We start from the raw sequence: 24,811 nt of genomic DNA, 5'->3' as shown, positions 1-24,811 counted from the left end.
CTCGCTCGCTGAACTCCTCGCGTGCTTCAACCGGCGACGAGCTGGGGAGCCGAGAGCGGGGCCGGGAAATTCGAAGATGCGGCCCTGGCAGCCTGCGCCGGGCACGGGACCACACCAGCACCGGGCGGGGGCGCTCTGCCAGGCCACCCCCAGGGCCTCGAGCTGCCCGTTCTGCTCCTCCCTGAGCTTGTTCCGGCGGGCCGGCGGGCCGGCGGGCCGGCGGGTGGGCGGGTCCCGGTGGGGGCGGTGGTCACTGGCCCTGGCCGGCGCTTCCCATCGGGCCGATCTTCACCGGGGATCCGTTGGTGTCCGTGGCGGGCAGCGAGCCGGCGCCCGGCCAGGGCAGGGTGACCGGCTGGGTCTCGTCCGGCGGGGTCACCACCAGGCCGGTGATCCGGAGGCCGGAGCCGCCCGTGTTGTTGGGCGGGTAACTGATGCCGAAGTAGGTCGACTTGCCGGGTGCCAGGACGCTCGTGCCGACCGGCTGGCCGGAGCGGTCCGCGGACAGGGCACCCGAGGGAGTCTTCAGGTCGACGCCGGCGTATCCGGAGAGCGTGCAGTCCTTGCCGCTGTGGTTCTTCAGCTCGACCACGACGGTGTTGTCGGGGTCGCCGGTGATGGTGCGGTCCGCGGCGGTGATGGTCAGGTCCGCGGTCCGGCACTTGGCGGTCTTTCCGGCCGTGCCGGAGTCGGCCGGTGCGGCGGTGGGCGGGGTGCCGGTCTTCCCCGGCTTGCTCGTAGCCGGTCCGTTCGTCGCCGGTCCCTTCGAAGCCGGACCGCCGGTGGGGATGGTGCCGGTGGACGCCGTCGGGGCGGTGGTCGGGGCGCCCTGCGCGGTGTCCGTCTCGTCGTTCTGGCAGGCGGTGAGCGAGAGAGCGGCGGTGACGGCCAGGGCGGCGAAGGCGAGGTTGCGGACGCGCACGGTGTTCTCCTCCAGATGGGGGCGGCAGTGCCTGGTGCTCGGTGCGAGCGGGTTTTCGACAACGAGGACTGCCCTCCCTGGGGGAAGCGTTGCGTCCGGGCCGCTCCCAGGACAGTGCTGTGACATGTACGGCCGAAACCACCCGCGCCGTCGCTCGCCGTGTCGTGCCGCATCCTGCCGCCGACCTGCCCAAACGCCGGTTCACACCGCCGCCGCGCGCCGTTGACGCCGTTGCCGATCACCGGGACGGACCCGTGACGCGGACGATCTTGACCACGGACCGCGCGACAACACCGCCCGCCCCGGCACGCCGGTGCGACGTACTCGGTTCCGGCGCAAGCCGACGGGTGGCCGACTGCCGCCCCGACTCCGAACCGACGTCGTCCTCGACATCGGGCGCAGGCTTGCGACGGCCGCGGCTGTCGCGGCACTCGCCGCACGTGGAGTGGGTGTGGGCCGTCGGCAACGCGTCGGCGTCGGGGAATCTTCCATCTGGCTGGACAGCCCGCACGGCCCCGGCGTGTACTCGGAGGCCGCGGCCAACACCCCGAAGGTGGCCGACGACTTCGCCCCCTATGGCGGGTGGGCCGCCTCGGACTGCTGGGTGCCCGGTCAGTACGTCACCAGCCAGGGCGACGTCTGGTACCACGTCTACCGGGCAGCAACCTGGCGCACCTTCGGGAAGCGCTGGAGTTGTTCCTCGCCGCGTGGATCGAGCAAATGCCCGTCCAGCGGCCCGGGGAGAACGTCACGTCCACCGTCGCGTCGCGTCGGATCAGCGGCGGGATCTCGTTCACGTACGCCACCGTGAAGGAGTTCCCGCTGCGGGTCGGCGCTCGGCCCCGCGACCCCGAGCCGCCCTCAGCGGTCCTCGCCGTGGCGCAACACGTCGGCCAGCTGGTCCAGGTCCGCGTTGACGCCTTTCAGCATCCGCACCGTCTGGTGATAGGCGGTCGGGCCCATGCGCGGGATCGCGGCCCGCAGCAGGTCGAAGCCGTCCATCAGCGGCTCCAGGGTCTCGAAGTACATCGCCTGGTGGACCAGCAGGACCGGGCTCTGCAGACCGGCCTCGATGAGCTCGAAGCACCTGGCGAGCAGTTCCGGGTCCGGCTGGGCCGCGCGCAGGGCGGGCAGGTAGAGCGGGAAGGCGAAGGCGTCCCGCAGCACCGCGTACGGGTCGACGAAGCGCTCGGTGCGGCCGTCGTTGTCGAACTCCAGCGACAGCCCCGACACCGGGCCCGCGCACTCGGGGACGGCTTCCAGCATGGCGGTCAGCAGGGTCTCGCCGTCGACGATCTCCGTGACTTCGCGGGGCACCGCGGTTCCTCCGATATGCCTGGGGCACCTTGATGTGCCAGGGGGAAGTGGACGGACGGGGCCGCCGGATCGCCGGTGCACGAGATTCTATGCACCGGGACCCGGCGGCCCCGCCCACCGTTCGGCCAGGTCAGATCGCCTGACCCGAGGTCAGCACCGGATCGGGCCCACTGCGGCTGGTGCTCCTTTCGCATACTCGTCCAGGAGCCGTCGCCGGTCGGTTTCCACACCCCGTCGTCCTCGTGGACGCAGGCGCCGCGGCGCCCACCACGCTCGCGGCCGTGCCGGAGGACGGTACGCCTCCCGGCACGTGCGGGTGCTACCAGTTGACCCAGAGGAGGTTCCAGCCGCCGAGGCCGTTGTCGGGGGCGACGGTCTTCTCCTTGGTGTTCACGATCGTGACGATGTCGCCGATCAGCGAGCCGTTGAAGAACGACCCGGCCGGGGAGGTGTCGCTGCCGCCCTCCACGTCCTTGAGCGAGACGCAGCCGTGGCTGGTGTTGGCCGTGCCGAACGGGTCGCCCTTGTACCAGTAGTTCCCGTGGAGGTAGGTGCCGCTCCTCGTCAGCCGCATCGCGTGCGGGGCGGCGGGAATGTCGTACTCGCTGCCCAGGCCGACGGTCTGGGAGTTCATGTGGGTGACCTTCTCCTTGGACATGATGACCATGGTTCCGCCCCAGGAGGGGTGCTTGTCGTCGCCGAGGGTGGCGGGCACGGTGGTGGACTTGCCGTCCCGCACGGTCGTCATCAGGTGCGTGGCGGCGTCCGCGGTGGAGATCTGGGAGCGGCCGATGACGAACGGTTCGTCCTTGTCGACGTCGCCCCAGACGCCGGGGGCGACTTCGACGTTCTTCAGCCGGTAGTGGATGGTGACCCTGGTGTCCGGCTTCCAGTACTGCGCCGGGCGGAAGTCGATCCGATCGTCGCCGAACCAGTGGCCCTTCACCTCGGTGCCGTCGCTGGTCTCGAAGGTGATGGCCTTGGCGACGGCGTCCTTGTTCACGATCCTGCTGCTGAAGTCCACCTTGACGATCATGCCCACGCCGTAGGTCTGGCCGTCGGCGATGTTGTCGTTGGTGGACACCTGCTTGCCGGGGGAGACGGTGGTGAAGGCGCTGGTGGCCGCGGAGACCAGGCCGTCGGCGTCCTTCGCCTGGGCGTTCACCGTGTACGTCGTGCCGGGGGCGAGCGCGGCGGCGGGCTTCCAGCCGGTGCCGTCCGGGGTGATCGAGCCCTGGACGGGCTTGCCGTCCTTGTCGGTCACGTCGACGGTGGTGAGCTTGCCGTGGGAGACGGTCACCTGGAGCGCGGTCGGTGCGACCGCCTGGGCCCCGTCCTTCGGTTCCACGTCCAGCACGGCGGCCGACGTCCTCGGCGCGGCCGGCGCGGCCGGCGAGGCCGCGGGGGCCGCCCCGCCGGAGGGGGTGCCGGCGGGGCGGTCGGCGGCGGCGGTGTCAGCGCCCTTGCCCTGGCCGTCGCCGCAGGCCGCGGACATCAGCAGGATCCCGCCCATCGCCAGTGCCACCGCGCCGCGGTGGAAACGGTCGTTGGTGCGTATCGCGGCCCGGGCCGCCCGAACAGTGCTCACAGTTGCTCCCTCTCGGTGTTCGCCGTCAGCTTGTTCGCCGGTTCGTCCCAGCCGCAACGGTGGGCCGGGGATCAGGGACGCAGGGACGCTTCTACTCCGTTTGAGCTGGGAAGACGTAGTCTTCCTGGGACGCTCTCTACGGGCGCTGGGAGGGCGCGGCCAAGGCCGTGCGGGGGCTGAAGGGGTGGAGGATCAGTGCCAGAGGGGACCGGGGAGTTGGGGGAGGCGGACGGGGTGGCGCGGCTGCTCCAGGAGCTGAAGAGCCGTTCGGGTCTCAGCTACGGCGCGCTGGCGAAGCGGCTGCACGTGAGCACGTCGGCCCTGCACCGCTACTGCAACGGCGAGGTGATGCCGGTGGAGTTCGCCCCCCTGGAGCGTCTCGCGCGGCTGTGCGGGGCGACCTTGGAGGAGCGCACCGAGCTCTACCAACTGTGGGTCGTCGCCCACGCGGCACGGGGCAACCGGCAGACGTCCGCCCCCGCCCCCGCGCCCCCGCAGGCCCCCGCGCCACCGGCACTGACAGTGGAAGCGACGCCCCAACCGCGACCGGCCGCAGGAGGAGTCGCGGAGGACACGACGGCCGTCCCGGCGCACACCCCCGCAACGTCGGCGAGGCGACGGGCGCGCCGAAGCGTACTCGCCGCCGTGACGGCCGTCGTGGTGCTCGCCGCGGTCGGGGCCGTCGCCACCGGTCTCAAGCCCACCGGAACGGTGGCCCGTCGTCCGCTTCCGTCCCGGGGGGCGGACGCCGGGCCGGCCGCCGGCGCGACCCCGCCGGGGCCGACCGGCACCGCGGACCAGGGCGCGAGTGCCCCGATCACCGTCACGGTCCGCCCGTCCCTCCGGGAGGCCGAGTGCGACCAGTACGTCGTCGACCGTCCGCCGTCGCAAGTCCCCCGGCCGCCCGCGGTGGCGGACGTGCCCGCCTGGGTCTCCGAGGTCGGCGCGGTCCCCGGCCACTACCAGTCGATCGAGCTCACCGTGCAGGGCATCGGCAGCGACACCGTGGTGCTGACCGCCCTCAACGTCCGCATCGCCCGGACCGCGGCGCCGGCGGCCTGGAACGCCTACTCCATGGGCGAGGGCTGCGGCGGCGGAGTCGACGTCCACTCCTACGACCTCGACCTGGACGCGGCCCGCCCCCGCCCGGTCGTGACCGAGGGCAGCACCGGCCTGCCGGTCAAGGTGAGCGAGCGGGACCCGGAGGTCATCGAGGTCACCGCCGAGACCACCTCCCACGACGTCAGCTGGTACCTGGAACTGGAGTGGTCCAGCGGCAACCGGACGGGCACCCTGCCCATCGGCCTCGGCGACGGCGCGCCGTTCCGCACCAGCGCGGTCAAGGGCCGGCCGCTGTACAGCTACCCGACCGGCGGGAAAGCCTGGGAACCGAGCCCCTTCCAGCATTGACGGCCGTCCTCGTAGCCTCGCGCGGACGGGATCATGCGGGGCAGCATGCCACTGCGGAACCCGGCGACCAGGGCGGGACGTGGTCGTTCGCCACCGCGCGAGCCGGCCGCGCCGCCGGAGCGGACGCCGGAGGGACCTCCGCCGCCGCCAGGCTCGAGGAGTCGTTGCAACACCCCGGTTCAAGGGGTGCGATGGACTTCGAGATCCGGGCGGCCCCGGCCGGGACGGCGGTGAGCATCTCGGCAACGACTGGGTTCTCCCCGGCGGCCGACTGCAAGTCCGCCACCGTCGGGCGCGCCGCCTGCTCGGCGACGCGCCCGGGGTAGGGGCGGGGCGAGCTCAGGTGGTCTGCTGCGCGCCCGCCCAGACAGCGGGGGTCCGCAGCGCCCAGGGGGCGGCCTGCTCCAACTGCGCGGCGAGCCGGAAGAGCAGGTCCTCGCGCCCGTGGCCCGCGGCGAACTGGATGCCGATGGGGAGTCCGCTCGCGGGGTCGCTCTCCAGCGGGACGGACATCGCCGGGGTGCCGGCGACGTTGAACGCGGCGGTGAACGGCGAGCGGTGGAGGACCTGCCGGATCCAGCCGAGGCCGTCTGCGCCCTCGGCCCCCGCGGCGTACGTGCCCAGCGGGACCGGCAGTTCGGGCAGGGTCGGGGTGAGCAGCAGGTCGTACTCGGTGAAGTAGCGGCCGATCGCGCGGGCGACGGTGTTGCGCATCGCGAGCGCGTGGACGAACTCGGTGCCGCTGACCTCCCGTCCGTAGGCGTAGCTCGCGAGCATCTCGGGTTCGACGGTGGCGGGGTCGACCGGCCGGCCGGAGGCCGCGGCGAGGCCGTCGATCCAGGTCGCCAGGTTGGTGCTCCACAGGCGGGCGTTGGCCAGGACGAACTCCTCCCAGTCGACGCCGAGTTCGACGCTGACCTCGGTCACGCGGTGTCCCAGGGACTCGGCGAGCCGGGCGGAGCGCAGGGTGGCGTCGAGGACGACGCCGTCGACCGTCCGGCCGCCCCACGGCTGCGTGAGGAGGCCGATCCGCAGGCTCCCCGGGGAGCGGGTGACCTCCTGTGCGTAGGGCCGTTCCGGGCGCGGGGCGCTGTAGGGGTCGCCGGCCTCGGGGCCGTGGACGAGGTCGAGCAGGACGGCGCTGTCGCGCACCGAGCGGCTGAGGGCGCCGTGGACGGCGAGCCCGTTGAAGACCTCGTCCGCGTCGGGGCCCATGGAGATCCGGCCGCGGGTGGGCTTCAGCCCGAACAGGCCGTTGGCGGCGGCGGGGACGCGGATGGAGCCCGCAGCGTCCGTGGCGTGCGCGAGGGGGACGATGCCCGCGGCGACGGCGGCCGCCGAGCCGCCGCTGGAGCCGCCGGGGCTGCGCTCCGGGTCCCAGGGGTTGCGGGTGGCGCCGTACAGGACGCCTTCCGTGGTGGTGCTGTAGGCGAACTCCGGGGTCGCCGTGCGCCCGAGCGTCACCAGCCCGGCGCGGCGGAAGCGGGCCATGAGCGAGGAGTCGGCCCGGGCGACGTTCCCGGCGGCGAGGCGGCTGCCCAGTTCCACCCGCTTGCCGGCCATCGCGACGGCGAGGTCCTTGATCAGGAAGGGCACCCCTGCCAGCGGCGTGCTGCCCGGCGCCGGCGCGTCCTGTGCGGGCCAGGTCTCGACGACGGCATTGAGCTGCGGATTCACCGCCTCGCACGCCAACTGGGCGGTCGCGGCGAGTTCGGCGGCGGTCATATCGCCGCGGGCCACCAGCTCGGCCAGGCCGACGCCGTCGTAGGTCGCGTACTCGGAGAGCTTCATCTCTGTCCGTTCCGTTCCGCTCGGGGCTCGACATCCGATTCGCGATACCGATCCGTACCTCATGATACCGATCGGTATCGCACAGGACTGGTCGGTACCGTAGCATTGCCCCGTGGACACCGTGGACAGAGTCAGCAGGCAGAGCCGGGTGGCCAAACTGCCGCCCCGGGAGCGGATCCTCGACGCGGCGGAGGAACTCTTCTCGCGCGAGGGGATCAGGGCCGTCGGCGTCCAGGCGATCGCCGACCGGGCCGAGACCACCAAGATGGCGCTGTACCGGCACTTCGCGACCAAGGACGCGCTGGTCGAGGAGTGGCTGCGGATCGTCGCCGCGGATTACACCGCCGTGTTCGACCGGCTGGCGCAGCAGCACCCCGACGAGCCTCGGGAGCAGATCCTGGGCATGGCCCGGTTCATCGCCGACGGGCTCCCCGGGATCTCCCACCGGGGCTGTCCGTTCATCAACTCCATTGCGGAACTGCCCGACCGCACCCACCCCGCGCGCCGGCTGATCGAGGCCCACAAGGCCCGCCAGCTGCGCCGCCTTACCGACCTGTGCGCCCGGGCCGGACTGCCCGACCCGGAGGGGGCGGCCGCGGAGCTCACCTTCCTCCTCGAAGGAGCCCAGGTGAGCGCCCAAAACGGCAGCGTCGGGCACGCGGGCGAGCGGCTGATGCGCATCGTCCGCTCCCTCCTACTGCGGGACGGAGCGGACGCGGCGTAGCGGATGGCTGCGGGTCGGCGCCCGGGCCCGCCGGGCCACCGACCCCCAGGCCCGCCCGGCCACCGAACCCTCCTTGTCGAGCGCGGCCTGGTCCTGCGCAAGGGCTACCGCCATCGTCCCCACCCGGCGATCGCCGGCTACCGCTCCGAACTGGAGATACGGGCCGCCATGGCCCGCGCCGCCCGTGAGGGAGTCGCGCGATCCCGTCCCGACTGCCAGGCTGCCCCGCCCGAGGCCGGCCGGTCCAGGCTGCGCGCTCGGCTGACCCCAAGCGTGTCCGGTCCCGGACTGGGCCGGTGCTGGGGACACTCGGCCCGGCCGGGCATGACCCACCGACTTCCGGTCTCTTTGAGGACTCGGCATGAGATAGGTCGGGCGGCTGGCTGGCTGGCTGCCGGCCGGGCCGTCTTCGACGCCCTGGTAGTCAGCCGCACGGTCATGCGCTCGTGCATGAGGAGTTGCTTCCCGGCCGGCTGCCCGTTGCGGTGCTGGGGCCCCCGGTGGCGTCAGCTGCCGCACGCGCAGCCGACGGCTGCCTTGGCCTCGGCTGGACTGCTCGCGGGGTCCAGGGCCTGCTCGTCGGTGGTGCGGCAGGCGGTGGTGCCGCAGCAGGCGTCCGGTGCGCTGTCGGCCTTGCTGAGGGTGTCGGCGTCGGCCTTCACGACGTAGATCTCCCAGGGCTCCTTGCCGGGGCCGTGGACCCAGACCTTGTCCTGGAGCGCGTAGCAGCAGGAGGTGTCGTTCTCCTCGAAGGTCGCCAGGCCGGCCTCGCTGAGCCGGGTGGTGGCAGCGGTGACCTGCTCGGTGGACTCGACTTCGACGCCGAGGTGATCCAGGCGGGTGTCCTCGTCGGCGTCGCCCTCGATGAGGACGAGCTTGAGCGGGGGCTCGGCGATGGCGAAGTTCGCGTACCCGGGGCGGCGCTTGGCCGGCTCGGTGCCGAAGAGTTTGGCGTAGAAGGCGATGGAGCCTTCGAGGTCGGCGACGCGCAGGGCGAGCTGAACACGGGACATGGCGGTCTCCCTGATCCGAGGTCTTGTTTCGATATCTGTCGATACAGCGAGCTTGCCTCTCCGATTAGATGGCTGTCAACATAGACGTATGTCGAACCTAGAATTGCCGGTGCTCGGCCAGGACGAGGCGGCGGTCGCGTGCTGCTCGCCGATGGTCCGCGAGCCCCTGGGTGAAGCGGCCGCCGCCGACCTGGCGAAGATGTTCAAGGCCCTGTCGGATCCGGTGCGGCTGCGGCTGCTGTCGCTGATCGCCTCGCACGAGGGCGGCGAGGCGTGCGTCTGCGACCTCACCGGCCCGTTCGACGTCTCCCAGCCGACCATCTCCCACCATCTCAAGGTGCTGCGGGAGGCCGGCCTGGTCGGCTCGGAGCGGCGCGGGACCTGGGTCTACTACTGGGTGCTGCCCGGCGCGCTGGCCAAGCTGTCCTCCCTGCTCCAGGCCCCGGCCGGCACCGCCACCGCGTCGGCGGGGGGTGCGAGATGACCGAGACGGCACCGCTGGGGCGCCGGTCGGCGGTCGAGTTCGTCGGGACCGGCGCGCTGGTCGCCGTCGTGGTCGGCTCCGGCATCCAGGCCACCAAGCTGTCCCAGGACGTCGGCGTGCAGCTGCTCGCCAACTCCCTGGCCACCGTGTTCGGCCTCGGCGTGCTGATCGTCCTGCTCGGCCCCATCTCCGGCGCGCACTTCAACCCCGTGGTCACGCTGGCCGCGTGGTGGGGCGGGCACCGCGACGGCGAAGGCCCGACGGTGCGAGAGGTCGCCGCCTACCTGCCCGCGCAGATCCTCGGGGCGATCGGCGGGGCGGTGCTGGCGGACGCGATGTTCGCCGAGCCGCTGGTGCGCTGGTCCACCCACGCGCGGTGGGCTCCGCATCTGTGGCTGGGCGAGGTCGTGGCGACCGCCGGGCTAGTCCTGCTGATCTTCGGTCTGGCCCGCGCCGGCCGGGCCCACTTCGCGCCGGTCGCGGTCGCCTCCTACATCGGCGCCGCGTACTGGTTCACCTCCAGCACCTCGTTCGCCAACCCGGCCGTGACGATCGGCCGGGCGTTCACGGACACCTTCGCCGGGATCGCCCCGGCCTCAGTGCTGCCGTTCGTCGCCGCCCAGCTCGTCGGCCTGGTCGTCGGCGTCGCCCTGGTCGCCGTGCTGTTCGGCCGCCCCGCGCCCGCCACGGCCGAGGACGTCGTGGTCCCGCACGGCGAGCACCACCCCACCGCAGTCTCCGGCCGCTGAACCCCGCCCCGTTCCTGCCCGAAGGAAGAACCCCCGTGAGCTCTCCCGCCGTCCCCTCCGTCCTGTTCGTCTGCGTCCACAACGCGGGCCGCTCCCAGATGGCCGCCGCCTTCCTCACCCGCCTGGGCGGCGACCGGGTCGAGGTCCGCTCCGCCGGCTCCGCCCCGGCCGACACGGTGAACCCGGCTGTGGTCGAGGCTCTGAACGAGGTCGGCATCGACATCTCCGCCGAGGCGCCCAAGGTCCTGACCGTCGAGGCGGTCCAGGCATCCGATGTCGTGATCACCATGGGCTGCGGCGACGCCTGCCCGTACTTCCCCGGCAAGCGGTACCTGGACTGGAAGCTGGAGGACCCGGCCGGTCAGGGCGTGGAGGCCGTGCGCCCGATCCGCGATCAGATCGAGCAGCGCATCCGCGGTCTGCTCGCCGAGCTCGGCATCGAGGCCGCCGCGTGACCACCACCGCGGTGACCGTCACCGGGATGCTCCCCGAGCACGCCGAGCAGGTGCTGGCCATCTACCAGGCCGGGATCGACGGCGGCGACGCCACCTTCGAGACCACCGCCCCGACCTGGGAGGCGTTCGATGCCGGCCGGCTCCCCGGCCACCGGCTCGTCGCGGTGGACCAGGAGGGGCGGGTGCTGGGTTGGGCCGCCGTCGTGCCGGTCTCCGACCGGTGCGCGTATGCCGGGGTGCTCGAGCACTCCGTCTACGTCCACCCCGACGCCCAAGGCCGGGGCGTCGGGGTGGCCCTGCTCCAGGCCTTGCTGGCCTCCACCGACGCCGCCGGGATCTGGACCGTGCAGTCCGGCATCTTCCCGGAGAACACCGCCAGCCTCGCCCTCCACGCCAAGGCGGGCTTCCGTGTGGTCGGCACCCGCGAACGCCTCGGCCGCCACAACGGCCGCTGGCGCGACGTCGTGTTGGTAGAGCGCCGCAGCCCCGTCATCTCCTGACCGGCCTGGCGGCCTGGCGGACGTTCGCCAGGCCGCCCAAGGTGTCGGCCCCTACCTGGAGTTCGTCCGCACGCCGGACACCAAGAGCGTGTGGAGCCGCGTCCACCTCGACGTCCGCCCGTGCCCCGGTGACGACATGGCGGCGGAGGAGGCCCGACTGCGCGCCCTTGGCGCCACCGACCCCGGTGTCGGCCAGTCCGCGATCTCCTGGACCGTGCTCGCCGACCCGCAGGGGCACGACTTCTGCCTCCTCACCCCCTGCTGACCGACTCCGGCCCCTGATCGTTCGTTTCCGTCCGACGGCAGCCGGTGATGCGTTAGGTTCCGTGTCGTGACTGACGACTTCGGGCGCCTGCTGGCCGGGCGGTACCGGCTGCGCGACGTGCTCGGCCGGGGCGGCATGGGGACGGTCTGGCGGGCCCACGACGAGCAACTGGACCGGGAGGTGGCCGTCAAGGAACTGCGGCTGCCCGAGGGCATGGAGCCCGCCGAGCGGGAGTCGTGGATCGGGCGGCTGGACCGCGAGGCCCGTGCCGCCGCGAGGCTCAAGCACCCCGGGGTCATCACCGTCCACGACCGGGTGGCGGGGGAGGACGGGCTGCCGTGGATCGTCATGGAACTGGTCCGCGGGCGCTCGCTGGACGACCTCCTCCAGGAGGAGGGCCCGCTGCCGCCCGAGCGGGTCGCGCGCATCGGTCTGCAGGTCCTTGAGGCACTGCGGGCCGCCCATGCGGCGGGCATCACCCACCGGGACATCAAGCCCTCCAACGTGCTGCTGGAGGGCGAGCGCGTCGTCCTGACCGACTTCGGGATCGCCGCCGTCGAGGGCGACCTGACGCTGACCCGCTCGGGCGCGCTCCTCGGCACGCCGGCCTACATGGCCCCCGAGCAGGTCCGTGGGCTCCCGGCGACGGCCGAGTCCGACCTGTGGGCCCTGGGCGCGACGCTCTACACCGCCCTGGAGGGCCGTCCGCCGTTCGCCGGTGCGGGCGCCGGGGCCCTGTTCCTGGCCATCGTCACGGAGGAGCCGACACCGGCCGCCCACGCCGGGGCGCTCGCACCGCTCCTGACGGGCCTGCTCCGCAAGGCGCCCGCGGACCGCCTGACGGCCGAGGCCGCCCACGAGCTGCTCTCCGGACGCGCCCCCGACACCAAGCGCCTCCCACGGGACTGGGCGCCGCCCGCCGCCTCGCACCCGACGCCGGGCACCATGCGCCTGGCGCCGCCGGTGGAACGGCACGCGCGAACCCGCCGTGCGCTCCTGGCAGTTGTCCTGGCGGCCGCCGTCGCCGTTGCGACGTGGCAGCTGTGGCCGGAAGCGGCCTCCGACGCAGGGAGCACTGCGGCCACCAGTGCGCCCACGACGACCGCCACCAGTGCCAGCACCAGCTCCAGCACCGCGCCCGCGCCCGCGCCGACTCGGACGCCGACCCCGACCCCGGTGCGCACGCCGACCTACACGCCGAAGCCCGCCGTCCCGACGCTCGACCGTGCGGCCGTCGACCGGGTCTTCCAGGTGTACATGAACGGCCTGGCCAACCACGACATGACGGCCCTGCGCAGCGGGACCTGCCCCCGGCTGCGCTCGACGCTGCTCGGGTTCGCGCTCAACGGCTACTACGTCGCGCGCTGGCAGCTCCAGCCGTACGACATACCCGCCGGGACGGACCAGCTCAGCGTCGAGGCGAAGGTCACCCAACAGGACCCGGACACCGGGCGCCTGGCGGGCGACGTCAACTACCAGTGGATCGTCGAGCGGGACGCGGACCAGAACTACTTCGTCTGCGGCTGGCTCAACCAGCGCTGACCGCCGCCCGCGGGCATGTCAGGCCGGCCGCTCCGCGAGCAGCGCACGGCCGTCGGCGCGGAAGCGGTCGTCGGCGTCACCGAGCGTGGGCGCGATCCCAACGGCCGGACGCCACGGAGCCGGATGTGGCGAAGCTTTCAACGCGTCGTCGATCCTGACGCACAGAGCCGTAGCGAGGGTGTCCAAGTCTGTCATCACACACCGATATTGGACACCCTCGCGCCATGTCCGCAGGCCACCCCCCCTTGACTCACTCAGGGCTCCGGGTGCTCTCTATTGCAGTAACTTATGCGTCGCGGTCATTTCGCAGGGCCTGGATAAGCCAGGGGTACACCGGGATCAGGTTCGGTACGACCTGCCAGCCGTTGATGATCCACACGAGCCGCCAGTACCGGTCCACCCGGGGGTCGTGCGCCTCTTCGAACTGTTGGGCGATCCAGGCCCGGAATTCCGCGTCAGGGGTGCGCGCGAACACCTCGGCGAAGCGGTGCACGAGGTCGTCGATGACGGGTGCGACCCTGTCGTCGAGCGGGTCGAGGCCCGACTCCCTGGCCTCGGCCACCTTCTGACGGGTGAACTCCATCAGTTCCTCCCCGGCCTCGCTCTCGATGTCGAGCGTGCGCCCGGCGGCCTGGCACATGGCTGTTCGGCGCATCCGGGCCCGGAAGTCCTCGTCGCCGACCAGCTCGGCGAGTTCCACCCACGCGGCGACCTGCGCGCTGGACGGATCATCGGGGAGGTCGGGAGCGGCAACGCGAACCATGGCCACCGCGGCCGGGGCGGCATCCACTGTGCCGAAGGTGCCCTCCAAGAAATCGTCGATCAGACGTCGGCGTTCCTCGCCAGTCAACTGCGTGAGCCTGTGCATGAGCTTGGTCTCCTCAGGGCTGGACCCGCGGCTGGCCACGACTCGCAGAACGCTCCGGCGCAGTTGCAGCATCCGGATCTGGACGTCCAGGGCGTCGGCCTGCGCCGCGGCGACTTCCGCCACCGAGAGCTCGCGGTCCAGCACCCGTTGAATCGTGGCCAGGTCCACGCCCAGCTCGCGCAGTGTGCGGAGGAGTTCCAAACGGAGCAGTGCGTCGAGGTCGTAGAGCCGATAACCGGCGGGACTTCGGGTGGTCGGCGCTACCACCCCCGAATCGGAGTAGAACCGGATGGTCCTCACGGACAAGCCGGTCCGCCGGGAAAGCTCCCCGATCGAGTAGAGGGTCGTAACGTCCATGTCCCCACTCTGCTGTCTCCAGTCACTGGAGGCTCAAGGCTATTCCCAAGCTGGGCCCGACCGAGACGTCCTCCGAGTTGCTGCGGCATGGGTCACGTGTTCTCCGCTGACCGCCAGGCCGCCCGACGCGCCATCTTCGCCTACGCCCCCGCGCCGCCCTGGCCGCCGACCGTGCGCATCGCCGTCGTCGTCCGCGAAGACCCGGCTCACCCGGTGCCGTAGAGCCCGCGTTGGCCTGTCCACGCCCGCTACGCTGCGCATCGGCGCCCGCCGGATCCCGCGACGCGCACACTCCGGGCCATCACCGGCGGGCGCTGGCCGTGATGGCCGGAAAAAGTCTTCGGATGGTGAGCGATGAGTTTCGCGCGCGGGCGTGGTCTTCTCCTGTGAAAGGCGACAACGGGCTTGCCTGTGATCGCGGGAGTGGCACCTTCCGAAGGGACGAAGACAATGATCGAGCTGAACGCGGAACGCGCCCGCCGGACGATCGTCGAGCACACGGAACGTCTGGCGGGATCAGCCGTCCTGGCCGGACCTGACGCCGCGGTGCCGACAGCTCCGGGGTGGACCGTCACCGACCTGGTCGAGCACGTGGGCCGGACCCAGCACTGGGTCGCGGAGATCATCGAGCGGCGCATCCGGGGGCCTGAAACGCCTACCAGGCCACCCCGGGGGCTTCCAGCTGCGCGTGCCGTCGGCTGCGCCGTCGCCCCGCCGCTCGTCGCCGATGCCGGAGGAGGCGAACCCGCCCGATGACCCCCGACACCACCCCACCTACGCGAGTCTGGAGCGGATCGTTCAGGCCCACCGGCTGTGCGGTCTGCCCGCGTGGGATCTGGTGGTCATCGACGAGGCTCACCACACCGCCGGTTCGGAGGGGAAGGCGTGGGCGGCCTCCACGACGACGCTCAGGTGCCGCCCGCCGACGCCTGTACTTCACCGACGCGGACTGACACGGGCCGGGACGGTGCTGGAACACCCGTCTCCGGCCGCCGTCCCGGCACCGCCCCAGCCGCCCGTCACGTCCGTTTCGCCGGGACGGACCGAGCCGCTTCCCCCGGCAACGGCGTCCCGTCCCAGCGATCCGGGGCAGCGACGCAGTGCGCCGGATCCACGAGATCGTCCACCAGCTCCCGCAGCCCTCGCATCAGCGCCGCGGTCTCGGCCCGGTCCGCGCCGATGCACACGGCGCCGAACTTCCCGTGGTACGTGACGGCACTCAGCATGTGCAGCACCACGCCCGTCGCGCGCTTGGGATCGTATCCGAGGGGGGACCCGGTGACCGCGCGGATCAGGCGAGCCGGCCGCAGGCCCGCGTAGCGCGGGTCGATGAGGGAGTCGGAGCACTCGTAGACGCGCTCGGCGCTGCCGGGCCCGGCGACGAGCAGCCGTCCGTCGGGCGTGGCGCGCGTACCCAGCACCGCGGCGGCGATGCCGAAGGCGTGCCTGGTGCCGGTGCCCCGCAGATTGATCTCGCAGCCCAGGAGCTGCCAGTTGCCGCCGGTGCGCCTGGCGAGGAAGTCCACCCCGTAGTCGCCCTGGCCCACCCCTTGCTCCCGCAGCGCCCGGCCGATGCGCAGCCCGTAGTCGAGGAGCGTGTGCCGGTACTCGGCGCTCGCCGGGAACCGGCAGCCCGTGTAGCTCTGGCCGTGTCCGCCGAGCACCTGGTCGTGGGTGGAGACCGCCTCCACCGCGCCGGCATCGGTGATCCTGCCCTGGAAGCTGGGGCTGCACAGGGTGTCGTCCCTGATCCACTCCTCCACCACGGCACCGGTCTTCTCGACCGTCCGGACGTAGTCGTCCCAGGTGGTCGTGGGGTCCACGAGGGTGGCCCGGGGCAGGGCGGCGAGAACGCGTTCGGCCGGCGACTCGTCGTCGCTCGTCCCGTCGGCCCCGTTCTTCCCTGCCGACAGGCCCAGGTCGTCGAGGTCCAGTAGCGCGTTGCCCAGACCGGCTCCGCTGGCGGCGTCGTCCAGCTTGATCATCACTGTGCGGTGCCCCGACCGCGCCAAGCGTGCCACCTCCACCGCGATGTCGGCGATGCTGCGGCACAGTTCGTCCGAGCCTGCGGGAACCGGGATGCCCGCCTCGGCGAACAGCCGGCGGCCGGAGTGCTTGGTGCCCAGCGGGATGCAGGACGAGTCTGGCTGGTTGCCCGGCACGCCCAGCTCCCGGGCGAAGCGCTCCAGTGGCGCGGACGGTTCGAAGTAGTCGAGCCGGACGTCGTCGCCGCCACGCCGGTGGCCTTCCAGGAACTCCCTGATGGCCTCGCGGACCTCGGCGGCCTGCGGATTGTCCGGATCGAGGACCTTCTCACTCAGCCAGCGGGGACCGAGGTCGTCCACGCCCACCAGACGCACCCGGCTGCGGGCGCCGCCGTGGCCGGGGCCCAGGAGCCCGAGGTAGTAGTCGATCTGCTCGTCGGGGTCCAGCACCGGTGGCGCGGTGACGTACAGGAGGGCGCCGCCGCCCCGGCCCACCGCGCTGATGACCGCCCAGCCGAGCAGCCGTTCCGGGAAGAAGGAGGCGCCGGTGAAGCGCCCCAGGATCTGCCGATCGCACTCCCGGCTCTGGATGTGGACCTCGGCCGGACCGCGGCGAAGCAGGGGTTCCACGGTGATCTCCTCAAGCGTGTTTCCGAGCGTGGTGGTGCCGCCGGCCCGGCCACTGACACGCTCGGAAAGGGCGAAGTCGGATACGGTGTGCCACGTCGCGGCTACATTACGTTAGCGCACTGTGCCCCACGACCGGCCTGCCGGCGAGCGCGGCCCCTGATGACCGTGTGACTCCCTTTGACTTCCTTCTTTCCCATTTCTCCTGTTCCGCAGCAGCGCGAAGCCTTTTTGCCCGACCTGAGCTTGAGTCTGTCGGCGATCTTGGTGATCTCCGGCTGGGCAGGGGGGTGCCCGGGTTCGGGCCTCTTGACTTCCGGCAGGGCTTGGAGAGGCAGACAGGCCTGGGTGCCTCCGCGACACGAGGCGGATCATCGCGGATTGCCTCCATCTGACCACTTACGCGTGACCACCCGGGCTCCCCGGTGCGGTTCCTGTTCAAGGTCCTTTTCCGGGCAGGGATCAGCCCGGATCCGGACGATCTACTCGTGCTGAGCCACGAGCCCTGCGCCGCCCGGACGCCGACGCGGCCCTCGCCCTGCTGCGCCGCGCGCTCGGGGAGCACCTCACCCGCTGGAATGGAACTGGCCAGCTCGCCCCGCTTGGTTGGTGGGGCGACACGAGCTTGTAGGGATGGCCGCTTGCTGCCGATGCCGCCGTCACCGGGGCGGGCCACCGCAGGTCCGCAGCCGACGCGTACCCTGTCGGACATGTGCTACCACGCGTTCAACGGCGCCTTCCGGCACTACGTGTGCGTGGCGTGCCGGCTCGCCTTCAAAGGCAGTACGTGGCCGATCCGGAAGCGGATCTGTCCCGGCTGTCGTGAGCAGCTCGTCTTCGCCGGCTACGACTTCGCCGCGCCCCGGCGACGCGACACGAAGGCCTGGGCCGTCGTCGCGACCGTGCTCGCGGAGGGGCTGACCTACGATCACCGCCCGGGCTGCGGCTGCTCGCGGCTCCCCTCGTTCCGGCCCCGTACCCGGGCGCAGGTGCGTGTCCGGCGACGCGCGGCCGAGCGGTTGGGCCTGCCTCTGTCGGTGACCCTCGCCCGCCGCGACGCCTTCACCCCGGAGAGCCGCGACGAGCAACCATCCACGCCGTCGCCCGCGAAGCGCGACACGACCTGAGCGTCGCTCGCCGCGGCACGGTCGCGTGTCCGGGCGGCTTGGGTCGGTCCGGCGTCGTGGGCAGGGCGGGGCCGGTGAACGTCCCGAGCCGGAGCCCAGGCCGATGCCGGGGTGACGGTTCTATGGGTCGGCGCACTGACGCACGCCTCCGACGGACGGCCGGACCTACGGCGTACCGCCCTGCTGACGGCTCATCCACTCCTCGATCGCCCGCTCGGTCCTGGCGAGTTCCTCGGTCGGGCTGAACTGCAGCAGCTCGGTGCCGGCGTCCACGTACGGCCGGTGTCCCGGCGGCTGGTAGAACGCGTCACCGGCCTCGTACACCTCGTCCTGGTCCCCGGAGGTGAAGCGCACACGTCCGGCGATGACGTAGCCCCAGTGCGGACACTGGCAGGCCCCGCCGGGCAGCGCCTGCAGCGGCCCGTCAAGGTCGGCGTCGGCTGCGAAGGACACGAATTCGACGGTGTACCCGTCCATCTCCTCGCGGCGGTCGGTCACCGGCCCGAATTCCTGGACCTTCGTCGCGGACAGTTTGGATACCTTGGGCATCGCTGTGGCTCCTCTCCGTGATGACTACGAGACTTCCCGTCGTTTCGAGTCGACCACTTCGCGCAGCGGGGCGCATCCAGGGAGGACGGCCGAGCGCCTGGCCTTCGAGGACTCGCAGACAGGCGTTGTGGCTGCGCTCTCCGAGGGACCGAGCGTGGTCTCGGCGCCGGCGGGCAGCTCCGGGCGGGGGAGGAGGTCGAGCGGGCCGGAGGCCTCGCTGCGGGCGCGGGCGCGGGGCTCGGAAGGAGGCGCGGATCCGGCCGACGTCGAGCAGGTGCACCCGCCCCGCAATGGTCACGATGGGTGACCTTTGCGTGCCAGCCGGCGGCCCACTGGGCATCCGTGGTGCATGGTGGTTCCGGGTGCGGCGAGGTGGCCGTGTGCGGTGACATGGACGCGTTTACTGATACTGCCCGACGGCGCTCGAGTCATCGGCGGGCATGGCCGCCGAAAAATATCTTGAAAGATTTTTCGCCGGGGACCGATGAGTCCGGGGGCGATGTCCCGTCTTACCCGGTGGGAGCAACCGATACCCGAGACAAGCACAGGGAGTACCTCATGAGGAAGATCACCGCCGGATTGTTCATCGCCGCCGACGGCGTCGTGGAGAGCCCGCACGAGTGGCACTTCCCCTACTTCAACGACGAGATGGGCGCGGCCGTGAGCGCGCAGCTCGGTTCGGCCGACACCGTGCTGTTCGGCCGCGTCACCTACGACACCTTCGCCGGCGCCTGGCCGGAGCGGGAGGCCGCCGGCGGAGAGGACGCCGAGATGGCCAAGGCCCTCGGCGACGCCCGCAAGATCGTCGTCTCCAACTCGGAGCTGGAGTTCACCTGGCGCCACTCCGAGCAGCTCAAGGGCGACCTGGTCGAGGCCGTCACCGCGCTGAAGCAGGACGGCGGCGGCCCGATCGGCATCTCCGGCTCGATCTCGGTCGTGCGTGCGCTGCTGGCCGCCCGACTGATCGACGAACTGCACCTGTTCGTCCACCCGATCGCGATCGGCAAAGGCCTGCGCCTGTTCGACGAGACCGCCGCCCCGATCCGCCTGAAGCTCCTGAGCAACACCGCCTTCACCACCGGTGTGCTGCACACCGTCTACGGCCCCGCCGACACATAGCCCCGCCCTTCGGCCGACGACCAGCTGGCCGCTGACCGTCCGGCCAGGACGCCAAACGTGGTGACAGGCCTGGTCAGGACGCCTATTGCGGGCCCCTGGTCACGGAACGGGGAGGACAGCATGAACGCTCGTGTGCGCAAGGACTCGGTCTGTGGTGTCCACGCGCCGGACTCGACGTGGAGCACCGCCGACTCCTCGTGGGGCCCGGACAGCGGCTGGAACCTCCACCAGACCGCGTGACGTACGACATGACGGGACACCACCACCTTCTCCTCTCCTCCGGGGCCGGACTCCACGGCCTCCAGCGGCTCCTTGTGCGCGCGGGGTCCCGGGGACAAGCGCCGCAACGAGGTCGAGCGCACGATCAACCAGCTCAAGCACTCCCGAGCTGTGGCGACACGCTACGACAAGCGCGCTTACGTCTTCACCGGCACCGTTACCGCAGCCTCGATCCGCCTGGGGCTCAGACCGTACGTCACGCCGATTCCAGGGACTCGGCCCGCCTCTCCAGGTCCGCCGCGATGTCGTCCCAGTCCGGGCCGTGCGACCACAGGCTCCGCGCCGCCTCCCGCAACAACGCCGGCTCATCCGGCCGCTGCAGGAGCACGAGCCGATACGCCAGGTTCCGAACCCACACCGGCAGGTAACCGTCGACCAGGTGCGGGCACAGCTCCCGCAGCATGGCCAGGATCGCATCCGCGTCGGCGAAGGTCAGCTGCTCGACGAAGGAGAACTCCGCGTGCTCCTTCGTGCACTCCGGCGTGGGTCGGTACTCGTCTCCGTAAAGACACCGGGCCTGCTCCGTCAGCGTGCTGTGCATGGCCGACAGCCTACGCAGCATGATCCGCCGGACAGAACCTGGACCGCCGCGCTGCGCTCCTTGTCGACCGAGACCGAAGCGGGTGACGACCAGTGGGCTTTCCTTGTACGTGAGCCGGTCGCCCGCTGCGACGAAGTCGGTCCGCCCCGTTCGCCCTGGAGCCAGGTGGAGAACCGGAACTCGTTCCGCCCGGCACCGTGGACCAGCGTCTGGAGGACAGGGGGCGGTGTGCTAGCGCCTGGGCGGCGTCGCGCCCAGGGCGGAGGTGACGACGGGGATGCCCTCGGGGCGACCGGAGAGCAGCGCGGCGATGTGGTCGGCGCAGCGAACGGCGGCCTCGGCCATGGCCGTTCGGGTCATGCCGGCGATGTGCGGGGTGAGCAGGGCGTTGGGCAGGCCGAACAGGGGTGAGGCGAAGGTGGTGTGCTCGTGGGCGAAGGTGTCGACGGCGGCGGCCGCGAGGGGGTGGGTGGGGTCGCGCAGGGCGTCGGCGAGGGCCTCCTCGTCGACGATGCCGCCGCGGGCGGTGTTGAGGAGGATCGATCCCGGTCGGAGCACGGCGAGTTCGCGCCGGCCGATCAGTCCGCGGGTCTGCGGGGTGAGCGGGAGGTGCAGGGACACGACGTCGCTGGTGGCGAGGAGGGCGTCGAGGGACGGGACGTGCCGTAGCGGTGGTGCGGTGGGCCGGCGGGAGTGCGCCTGGACGGTCATGCCGAGGGCGGAGGCCCGGGTCGCGAGGGCCGTGCCGATCAGGCCCGGTCCCACGATGCCGAGGGTGAGCTCGGAGAGCTCGCGCGGCGGGGTCGCGGGTGCGCCCCAGGCGCCGCGGTGGGACCTCTCGCTGTGGGCGGCCAGATCCCTGGTGAGGGCGAGCAGTTGGGCCAGGGCGAACTCGGCGACGGCGTTCGCGTTGGAGCCCGGGGTGTGGGTGACGGTGACGCCGTGCCTGGCCGCGGCCGCCAGGTCCACGTGGTCGGTGCCGGCTCCGGCGCGGCCGATCACCCGCAGCGGGCGGGGGCACTCGGGGGGCGTGGCCGTGGTCTTGGTCTTGGGTGTCGTCGGGGCTGTGGCCTCGGCGAGGAAGGCGGCGCGCAGGGGGACCCCCGCTCGGGACTTCAGCGCGTCGTAGCCCGGGCCGCTGCGGAACTCGGCGATCAGGGCCGCCTCGTCGAACGGATCGAGGTCGGTGAACTCGATCCGCTCCGACCAGGCGGACCGGGCGCCGTCCCGGTCCTCGACGCGTCGGAGGTTGAGCGTGACGGCCAGGCGGTGGCCGGTCAGGCGCTCCAGCTCGAGGTCGAGGAGCGGGCCGGGGGCGGCGTCGAGCAGGAGGATGCGCGGGTGGTCCATGGTGCGGGTGCGTGCCGTTCGGTCGGGTCGTCCGTCGCGCCTTGGTCAGGCCATCCAGAAGAAGACGGCCGTCATCCGGCGGTCCGCCAGTTCGGTGCCGTAATAGGTGGTCGCGCTGTGGATGAGGTTGGCGTGGTAGAGGAGCAGCTGGTTGTAGCGGTTCGGGACTCGGACGTCCTCGGTGAAGTGGTCGGCGGGCACGTGGCGGGTGCCGAGCGCTTCCACCAGGTTGTTGTGCGGCGCGTTGACGAGGTTTCCGCCGAGCCGGCCGCCGGGGAACTGCTGGCGGTAGAAGCTGGTGCCGGCGTCCTTGGGGGCGCCGGGGCTCAGGTACAGCACGGCGGCGTAGCGGCAGAGCGCGCGGGAGTCGGTGTGCGGACGGGACTCCGACTCGCCGGCGCCGACGACCTGGACGCAGTTGTGGTTGAGCGTGCCGCCGCCCGGGGTGCTCTGGACCCAGAGTCGGGAGGCACCGGTGGCCTTGCGGACCTGCGCCTCGACGCGGGCCAGCTCGCCGGGCTCCAGGCCGGGCATGGTGCGCAGGCCGGGCCAGGTCTCCGGGCGGTGCGGGTAGCCCTCGGTCCAGTCGCCGCGGGCGAGGACGCGCTCGCGGACGGCGTCCGGATCGGGCAGGACGTCGTCCAGGACCCAGTAGTCCCGGCCGCGGGTGGGCTTGCGGTAGGGGAGGACCGGCAGGGCCGTCGGCCTGATGGGCTGTGGGGGCATGGGCATGGGCCGACGATAGGGGCGGCGGGCGTCAACTATCTGCCGTGAACAGGTCAACCTTTCGTCAAGTGGCGATCGGGGTGCGGGCGTTCGGCACGGGCCGGCGTGCGCGCCGGTTCGTGGTCATTCCATGACTTCCCTGGCCTCCTCGGTGGCCGTGCTGGACTCGGCCCCGTCGGCCCCGTCGGCCCCGTCGGCTCGGATGGCGAAGTCGCCGAGGGCGCCCTCCAGGCGGTCGAAGGCGCGGGCGGCGGACGGGCGGACGGCCGCCGCGATGGCCCCGTGGTCCTCCCCGGCCAGGGTGCGGCGGAAGACCTCGGTGGAGACGGCCCGGGGGACGGCCGCCAGCAGGCCGGCGGCGACCCGGCACTCGAAGTCGCCCGGCGGCACGTGGGCGGCCTCGGTCAGGGCGATGGCGAGCGCCGTCTCGCTCTGCTCGTGCAGCTCGCGCAGCCGGGCGGTCAGCGCGGGGCTCTCGGCGATGGTGCGGGCGAACGCCTCGCCGGAGAAGCCGATCGCGGCGTCGTGCCGGTCGATCTCGGCCAGGCAGGCGCGGCGCAGCGCGGCGAGGGCGGACTCGCCGGGGGCGCGGTCGGCGACCGCGCGGGCGTGCCTGGCGACGATCTGCTCGTGCAGGTCGAGGAGGAGGTCCTCCTTGCGCGGGAAGTGGTTGGTGACGGTCATCTTGGCGACGCCGGCGGCCGCCGCGACCTCGGCGATGGTGGTGCGCTCGAAGCCCCGGTCGATGAAGAGCCTGGTCGCGGCGTGCGAGATCGCCTCGCGGGTGCGGCGCTTGTTGAGCTCGCGCAGGTTCGGGGTGCTGTCGGTCATGGAGGGAGCCTAGCGCAGTTCGCTGGGTCGAGCACAGAAATTAGGCTTGACCTAATCGATGGGTTCGACCTAAGTTCTGTCTCGGCGGTCGGAAGGGCCGTCGGAGGGGTCCTCGGCCGTATCGCCGAGGGCGCGAACTCGGACTCAGGGGAGGGGCCATGACCGCGAAGGTCACCGTGGTGAGGACGGAACCGGCGACGGGGAGGGCGATTGCCGTCGGGCGGGAGCCGCTGCCGCCCGGCCTGATGAAGACGGGCGCCGTGCTCGCGCTCGGTCCGGTGCTCGCGCTGCTGGACACCACGATCGTCACCGTCGGCATCGACTCAGTCGCCCGCAACCTGCACGGCCCCTTGGCGGCGGTCCAGTGGGTGTCCACCGGGTACCTGCTGGCGATGGCCCTGGTCATGCCGCTGTCCGGCTGGGCCGCCGGGCGGTTCGGCACCCGGCGCGCCTGGCTCGCGTCGGTGGTGCTGTTCGTCCTCGGCTCCGCCCTGTGCGGGCTGTCGTGGTCGACGGGCAGTCTGATCGCCTTCCGGATCCTCCAGGGGATCGGCGGCGGGATGATCCAGCCCCTCGGGCAGACGCTCATGGTGCAGGCGGCCGGGCCGTCCAGGATCGGGCGGGTGATGGGCACGCTGCTGCTCCCGATCAGCCTCGCGCCCGTCCTCGGCCCGATCCTCGGCGGGGTGCTGCTGGACCACCTGAGCTGGCGCTGGATGTTCCTGCTGAACGTCCCGGTCGGGCTGCTCACCGTACTGCTGGCGCTCCGTTGGCTCGCGTCGGAGGGTGCTCCGGCGCAGTCCCGTCCGCGGCTGGACGGCGTCGGCCTGGCGCTGCTCTCTCCGGGCCTGACGGGCCTGGTCTACGGGCTCTCGGAGATCGGTGGCGGCGGCTGGGCCGGGCCGTTGGCGGCCGGGGCCGGGGCCCTGCTCCTCCTCGCGTACGGGTGGCACGTACTGCGCCCGGCCGCCGGCGGGGGCTGGGTGCCACTGATCGACCTCCGCCTCTTCGCGCGGCGCGGCTTCGCGGTCGCGACGGCGAACTCCTTCCTCCAGGGCGCGGCGCTGTACAGCTCGATGTTCCTGGTGCCGCTCTACTACCAGCAGGTGGAGCACGTCGGCGCGGTGGAGGCCGGGCTGCTCCTGGCGCCGCAGGCCCTCGGCACGGCGGTCACCTCGCTGCTGGCGGGGCGGATCGCGGACCGGTTCGCGCCGCGCCCGCTGATCCTGCTCAGCATCGTCTGCTCGCTCCTCGGCACGCTCGCCTTCACCCGGATCGGCGCGGGCGGCGGACCGGCGGACTGGCTGCTGGTCGGCTCCCTGGCACTGCGGGGCGTGGGCATGGGGATCATCCTCATACCGGGGATGGCGGCGGTCTACTCCAGTGTGGAGAGGGCCCAGGTGCCGGCCGCCGCGAGCGCGGTCAACGTGCTCAACCGGCTCGGCGGCGCCCTCGGCACCGCGGTCCTGACGCTGGTCCTCCAGCAGGCCCGGACGGGCCACCCGGGCCACCCGGCGGCGGCCTTCGGCGACACCTTCCGGTGGGTGCTGGCCCTGTCCGCCCTCGCGATAGCCCCCGCCCTGCTCTACTCCGGCACCCGAAGGCAGGCCTGACGGCACGCCAGGTCGACCGCCTCCTCCGGGAACGGCCCGTCAGTCCTGCTCGCTCACCTCATTGATCAACACCCAAGGA

General features: G+C 72.2%; 26 protein-coding genes and 3 pseudogenes. 15 read left to right on the top strand and 14 right to left on the bottom strand.

What is annotated here, in order from left to right:
• Positions 1 to 250: 250 nt before the first annotated feature.
• The 3 genes from PUR71_RS12720 to PUR71_RS12710 form a co-directional block, all read right to left on the bottom strand.
• A complete protein-coding gene (locus PUR71_RS12720) occupies positions 251 to 922 on the bottom strand; it encodes a DUF4232 domain-containing protein (RefSeq protein ID WP_329927051.1) in 672 nt (223 codons plus the stop codon).
• A gap of 861 nt (positions 923 to 1,783) precedes the next feature.
• A complete protein-coding gene (locus PUR71_RS12715) occupies positions 1,784 to 2,239 on the bottom strand; it encodes a hypothetical protein (protein ID WP_329927050.1) in 456 nt (151 codons plus the stop codon).
• Positions 2,240 to 2,558: 319 nt separating this feature from the next.
• Positions 2,559 to 3,827, bottom strand: coding sequence for a L,D-transpeptidase (locus PUR71_RS12710; RefSeq protein WP_329927049.1), 1,269 nt, complete (start codon positions 3,825 to 3,827; stop codon positions 2,559 to 2,561).
• A 195-nt stretch (positions 3,828 to 4,022) separates the two neighbouring features.
• Between PUR71_RS12710 and PUR71_RS12705 the strand changes: the two genes are divergently transcribed.
• Both PUR71_RS12705 and PUR71_RS12700 read left to right on the top strand, forming a co-directional pair.
• Positions 4,023 to 5,237, top strand: a complete 1,215-nt coding sequence (locus tag PUR71_RS12705) for a helix-turn-helix domain-containing protein (protein WP_329927048.1) — start codon at positions 4,023 to 4,025, stop codon at positions 5,235 to 5,237.
• A gap of 191 nt (positions 5,238 to 5,428) precedes the next feature.
• Positions 5,429 to 5,563: a hypothetical protein gene (locus PUR71_RS12700; protein WP_329927047.1), complete on the top strand. Its 135-nt coding sequence runs from the start codon at positions 5,429 to 5,431 to the stop codon at positions 5,561 to 5,563.
• A gap of 13 nt (positions 5,564 to 5,576) precedes the next feature.
• Here the strand turns inward: PUR71_RS12700 and PUR71_RS12695 are convergent, their stop codons facing one another.
• Positions 5,577 to 7,028: an amidase gene (locus tag PUR71_RS12695; RefSeq protein ID WP_329927046.1), complete on the bottom strand. Its 1,452-nt coding sequence runs from the start codon at positions 7,026 to 7,028 to the stop codon at positions 5,577 to 5,579.
• Between the two features lie 121 nt (positions 7,029 to 7,149).
• Between PUR71_RS12695 and PUR71_RS12690 the strand changes: the two genes are divergently transcribed.
• Positions 7,150 to 7,752: a TetR/AcrR family transcriptional regulator gene (locus PUR71_RS12690; RefSeq protein WP_329927178.1), complete on the top strand. Its 603-nt coding sequence runs from the start codon at positions 7,150 to 7,152 to the stop codon at positions 7,750 to 7,752.
• Here the strand turns inward: PUR71_RS12690 and PUR71_RS12685 are convergent.
• A complete protein-coding gene (locus tag PUR71_RS12685) occupies positions 7,723 to 7,866 on the bottom strand; it encodes a hypothetical protein (protein ID WP_329927045.1) in 144 nt (47 codons plus the stop codon). The two genes, PUR71_RS12690 and PUR71_RS12685, sit on opposite strands and share 30 nt — an antisense overlap.
• A 392-nt stretch (positions 7,867 to 8,258) precedes the next feature.
• A complete protein-coding gene (locus tag PUR71_RS12680) occupies positions 8,259 to 8,765 on the bottom strand; it encodes an ArsI/CadI family heavy metal resistance metalloenzyme (RefSeq protein WP_329927044.1) in 507 nt (168 codons plus the stop codon).
• 88 nt (positions 8,766 to 8,853) lie between these two features.
• Here PUR71_RS12680 and PUR71_RS12675 point away from each other — a divergent pair, with 88 nt between their 5' ends.
• The 6 genes and pseudogenes from PUR71_RS12675 (at position 8,854) to PUR71_RS12650 (ending at position 12,760) form a co-directional block, all read left to right on the top strand.
• The gene (locus tag PUR71_RS12675) at positions 8,854 to 9,249 is read left to right on the top strand and encodes an ArsR/SmtB family transcription factor (protein ID WP_443077431.1); all 396 of its coding nucleotides are present in this window, start codon (positions 8,854 to 8,856) and stop codon (positions 9,247 to 9,249) included.
• The gene (locus PUR71_RS12670; protein WP_329927043.1) at positions 9,246 to 9,998 is read left to right on the top strand and encodes an MIP/aquaporin family protein; all 753 of its coding nucleotides are present in this window, start codon (positions 9,246 to 9,248) and stop codon (positions 9,996 to 9,998) included. The genes PUR71_RS12675 and PUR71_RS12670 overlap by 4 nt, the downstream gene beginning before the upstream one ends.
• A 35-nt stretch (positions 9,999 to 10,033) precedes the next feature.
• Positions 10,034 to 10,453, top strand: coding sequence for an arsenate reductase ArsC (locus PUR71_RS12665; protein ID WP_329927042.1), 420 nt, complete (start codon positions 10,034 to 10,036; stop codon positions 10,451 to 10,453).
• Between the two features lie 26 nt (positions 10,454 to 10,479).
• Positions 10,480 to 10,953, top strand: a complete 474-nt coding sequence (locus PUR71_RS12660) for a GNAT family N-acetyltransferase (protein WP_329927176.1) — start codon at positions 10,480 to 10,482, stop codon at positions 10,951 to 10,953.
• Between the two features lie 22 nt (positions 10,954 to 10,975).
• Positions 10,976 to 11,218: pseudogene (locus tag PUR71_RS12655) on the top strand (VOC family protein); the annotation flags it as partial.
• A 66-nt stretch (positions 11,219 to 11,284) separates the two neighbouring features.
• Positions 11,285 to 12,760 (top strand): serine/threonine-protein kinase, encoded by a 1,476-nt coding sequence (locus PUR71_RS12650; RefSeq protein WP_329927041.1) that lies wholly within the window; start codon positions 11,285 to 11,287, stop codon positions 12,758 to 12,760.
• 69 nt (positions 12,761 to 12,829) lie between these two features.
• Here PUR71_RS12650 and PUR71_RS12645 read toward each other — a convergent pair.
• Positions 12,830 to 12,955 (bottom strand): annotated as a pseudogene (locus PUR71_RS12645) (IS982 family transposase); the annotation flags it as partial.
• Positions 12,956 to 13,046: 91 nt separating this feature from the next.
• Complete coding sequence (locus PUR71_RS12640; protein ID WP_329927040.1) at positions 13,047 to 13,985, bottom strand: helix-turn-helix domain-containing protein; 939 nt, start codon at positions 13,983 to 13,985, stop codon at positions 13,047 to 13,049.
• A gap of 96 nt (positions 13,986 to 14,081) precedes the next feature.
• On the opposite strand from PUR71_RS12640, the gene PUR71_RS12635 reads away from it, so the two are divergent.
• Both PUR71_RS12635 and PUR71_RS12630 read left to right on the top strand, forming a co-directional pair.
• A complete protein-coding gene (locus PUR71_RS12635) occupies positions 14,082 to 14,207 on the top strand; it encodes a hypothetical protein (RefSeq protein ID WP_329927039.1) in 126 nt (41 codons plus the stop codon).
• 228 nt (positions 14,208 to 14,435) lie between these two features.
• Entirely contained in the window at positions 14,436 to 14,741 is a 306-nt protein-coding gene (locus tag PUR71_RS12630; protein ID WP_329927038.1) for a maleylpyruvate isomerase N-terminal domain-containing protein, read from the top strand.
• Between the two features lie 263 nt (positions 14,742 to 15,004).
• On the opposite strand, the gene PUR71_RS12625 is transcribed toward PUR71_RS12630, so the two are convergent.
• Positions 15,005 to 16,600, bottom strand: a complete 1,596-nt coding sequence (locus PUR71_RS12625) for a peptide ligase PGM1-related protein (protein WP_329927037.1) — start codon at positions 16,598 to 16,600, stop codon at positions 15,005 to 15,007.
• A 707-nt stretch (positions 16,601 to 17,307) separates the two neighbouring features.
• Here PUR71_RS12625 and PUR71_RS12620 point away from each other — a divergent pair.
• A complete protein-coding gene (locus PUR71_RS12620) occupies positions 17,308 to 17,724 on the top strand; it encodes a hypothetical protein (RefSeq protein ID WP_329927036.1) in 417 nt (138 codons plus the stop codon).
• Positions 17,725 to 17,889: 165 nt separating this feature from the next.
• On the opposite strand, the gene PUR71_RS12615 is transcribed toward PUR71_RS12620, so the two are convergent.
• A complete protein-coding gene (locus PUR71_RS12615) occupies positions 17,890 to 18,273 on the bottom strand; it encodes a cupin domain-containing protein (protein WP_329927035.1) in 384 nt (127 codons plus the stop codon).
• A gap of 558 nt (positions 18,274 to 18,831) precedes the next feature.
• On the opposite strand from PUR71_RS12615, the gene PUR71_RS12610 reads away from it, so the two are divergent.
• Together PUR71_RS12610 and PUR71_RS12605 are read left to right on the top strand one after the other, a co-directional pair.
• Positions 18,832 to 19,392, top strand: a complete 561-nt coding sequence (locus PUR71_RS12610; RefSeq protein WP_329927034.1) for a dihydrofolate reductase family protein — start codon at positions 18,832 to 18,834, stop codon at positions 19,390 to 19,392.
• Between the two features lie 336 nt (positions 19,393 to 19,728).
• Positions 19,729 to 19,863 (top strand): annotated as a pseudogene (locus PUR71_RS12605) (IS5/IS1182 family transposase); the annotation flags it as partial.
• 4 nt (positions 19,864 to 19,867) lie between these two features.
• Here the strand turns inward: PUR71_RS12605 and PUR71_RS12600 are convergent.
• The 4 genes from PUR71_RS12600 to PUR71_RS12585 all read right to left on the bottom strand — a co-directional run bounded on the left by PUR71_RS12600 (position 19,868) and on the right by PUR71_RS12585 (position 23,119).
• Positions 19,868 to 20,212: a hypothetical protein gene (locus PUR71_RS12600; protein WP_329927033.1), complete on the bottom strand. Its 345-nt coding sequence runs from the start codon at positions 20,210 to 20,212 to the stop codon at positions 19,868 to 19,870.
• 231 nt (positions 20,213 to 20,443) lie between these two features.
• Positions 20,444 to 21,562, bottom strand: coding sequence for an NAD(P)-dependent oxidoreductase (locus PUR71_RS12595; RefSeq protein ID WP_329927032.1), 1,119 nt, complete (start codon positions 21,560 to 21,562; stop codon positions 20,444 to 20,446).
• A gap of 45 nt (positions 21,563 to 21,607) precedes the next feature.
• Positions 21,608 to 22,288 (bottom strand): DUF6445 family protein, encoded by a 681-nt coding sequence (locus PUR71_RS12590; protein WP_329927175.1) that lies wholly within the window; start codon positions 22,286 to 22,288, stop codon positions 21,608 to 21,610.
• 123 nt (positions 22,289 to 22,411) lie between these two features.
• Positions 22,412 to 23,119 carry a TetR/AcrR family transcriptional regulator gene (locus tag PUR71_RS12585; protein ID WP_329927031.1) on the bottom strand — a complete coding sequence of 236 codons (708 nt, stop codon included), beginning with the start codon at positions 23,117 to 23,119 and terminating at the stop codon, positions 22,412 to 22,414.
• 158 nt (positions 23,120 to 23,277) lie between these two features.
• On the opposite strand from PUR71_RS12585, the gene PUR71_RS12580 reads away from it, so the two are divergent.
• Positions 23,278 to 24,732 (top strand): MDR family MFS transporter, encoded by a 1,455-nt coding sequence (locus tag PUR71_RS12580; RefSeq protein ID WP_329927030.1) that lies wholly within the window; start codon positions 23,278 to 23,280, stop codon positions 24,730 to 24,732.
• The last annotated feature ends 79 nt before the right edge of the window (positions 24,733 to 24,811 follow it).

Origin of the sequence: Streptomyces sp. SP17BM10 (assembly GCF_036322405.1) — a bacterium.
Classification (GTDB): domain Bacteria; phylum Actinomycetota; class Actinomycetes; order Streptomycetales; family Streptomycetaceae; genus Kitasatospora.
The sequence above is the reverse complement of the archived record's forward strand: the minus strand, read 5'-3'. Positions and strand labels throughout refer to the sequence as shown.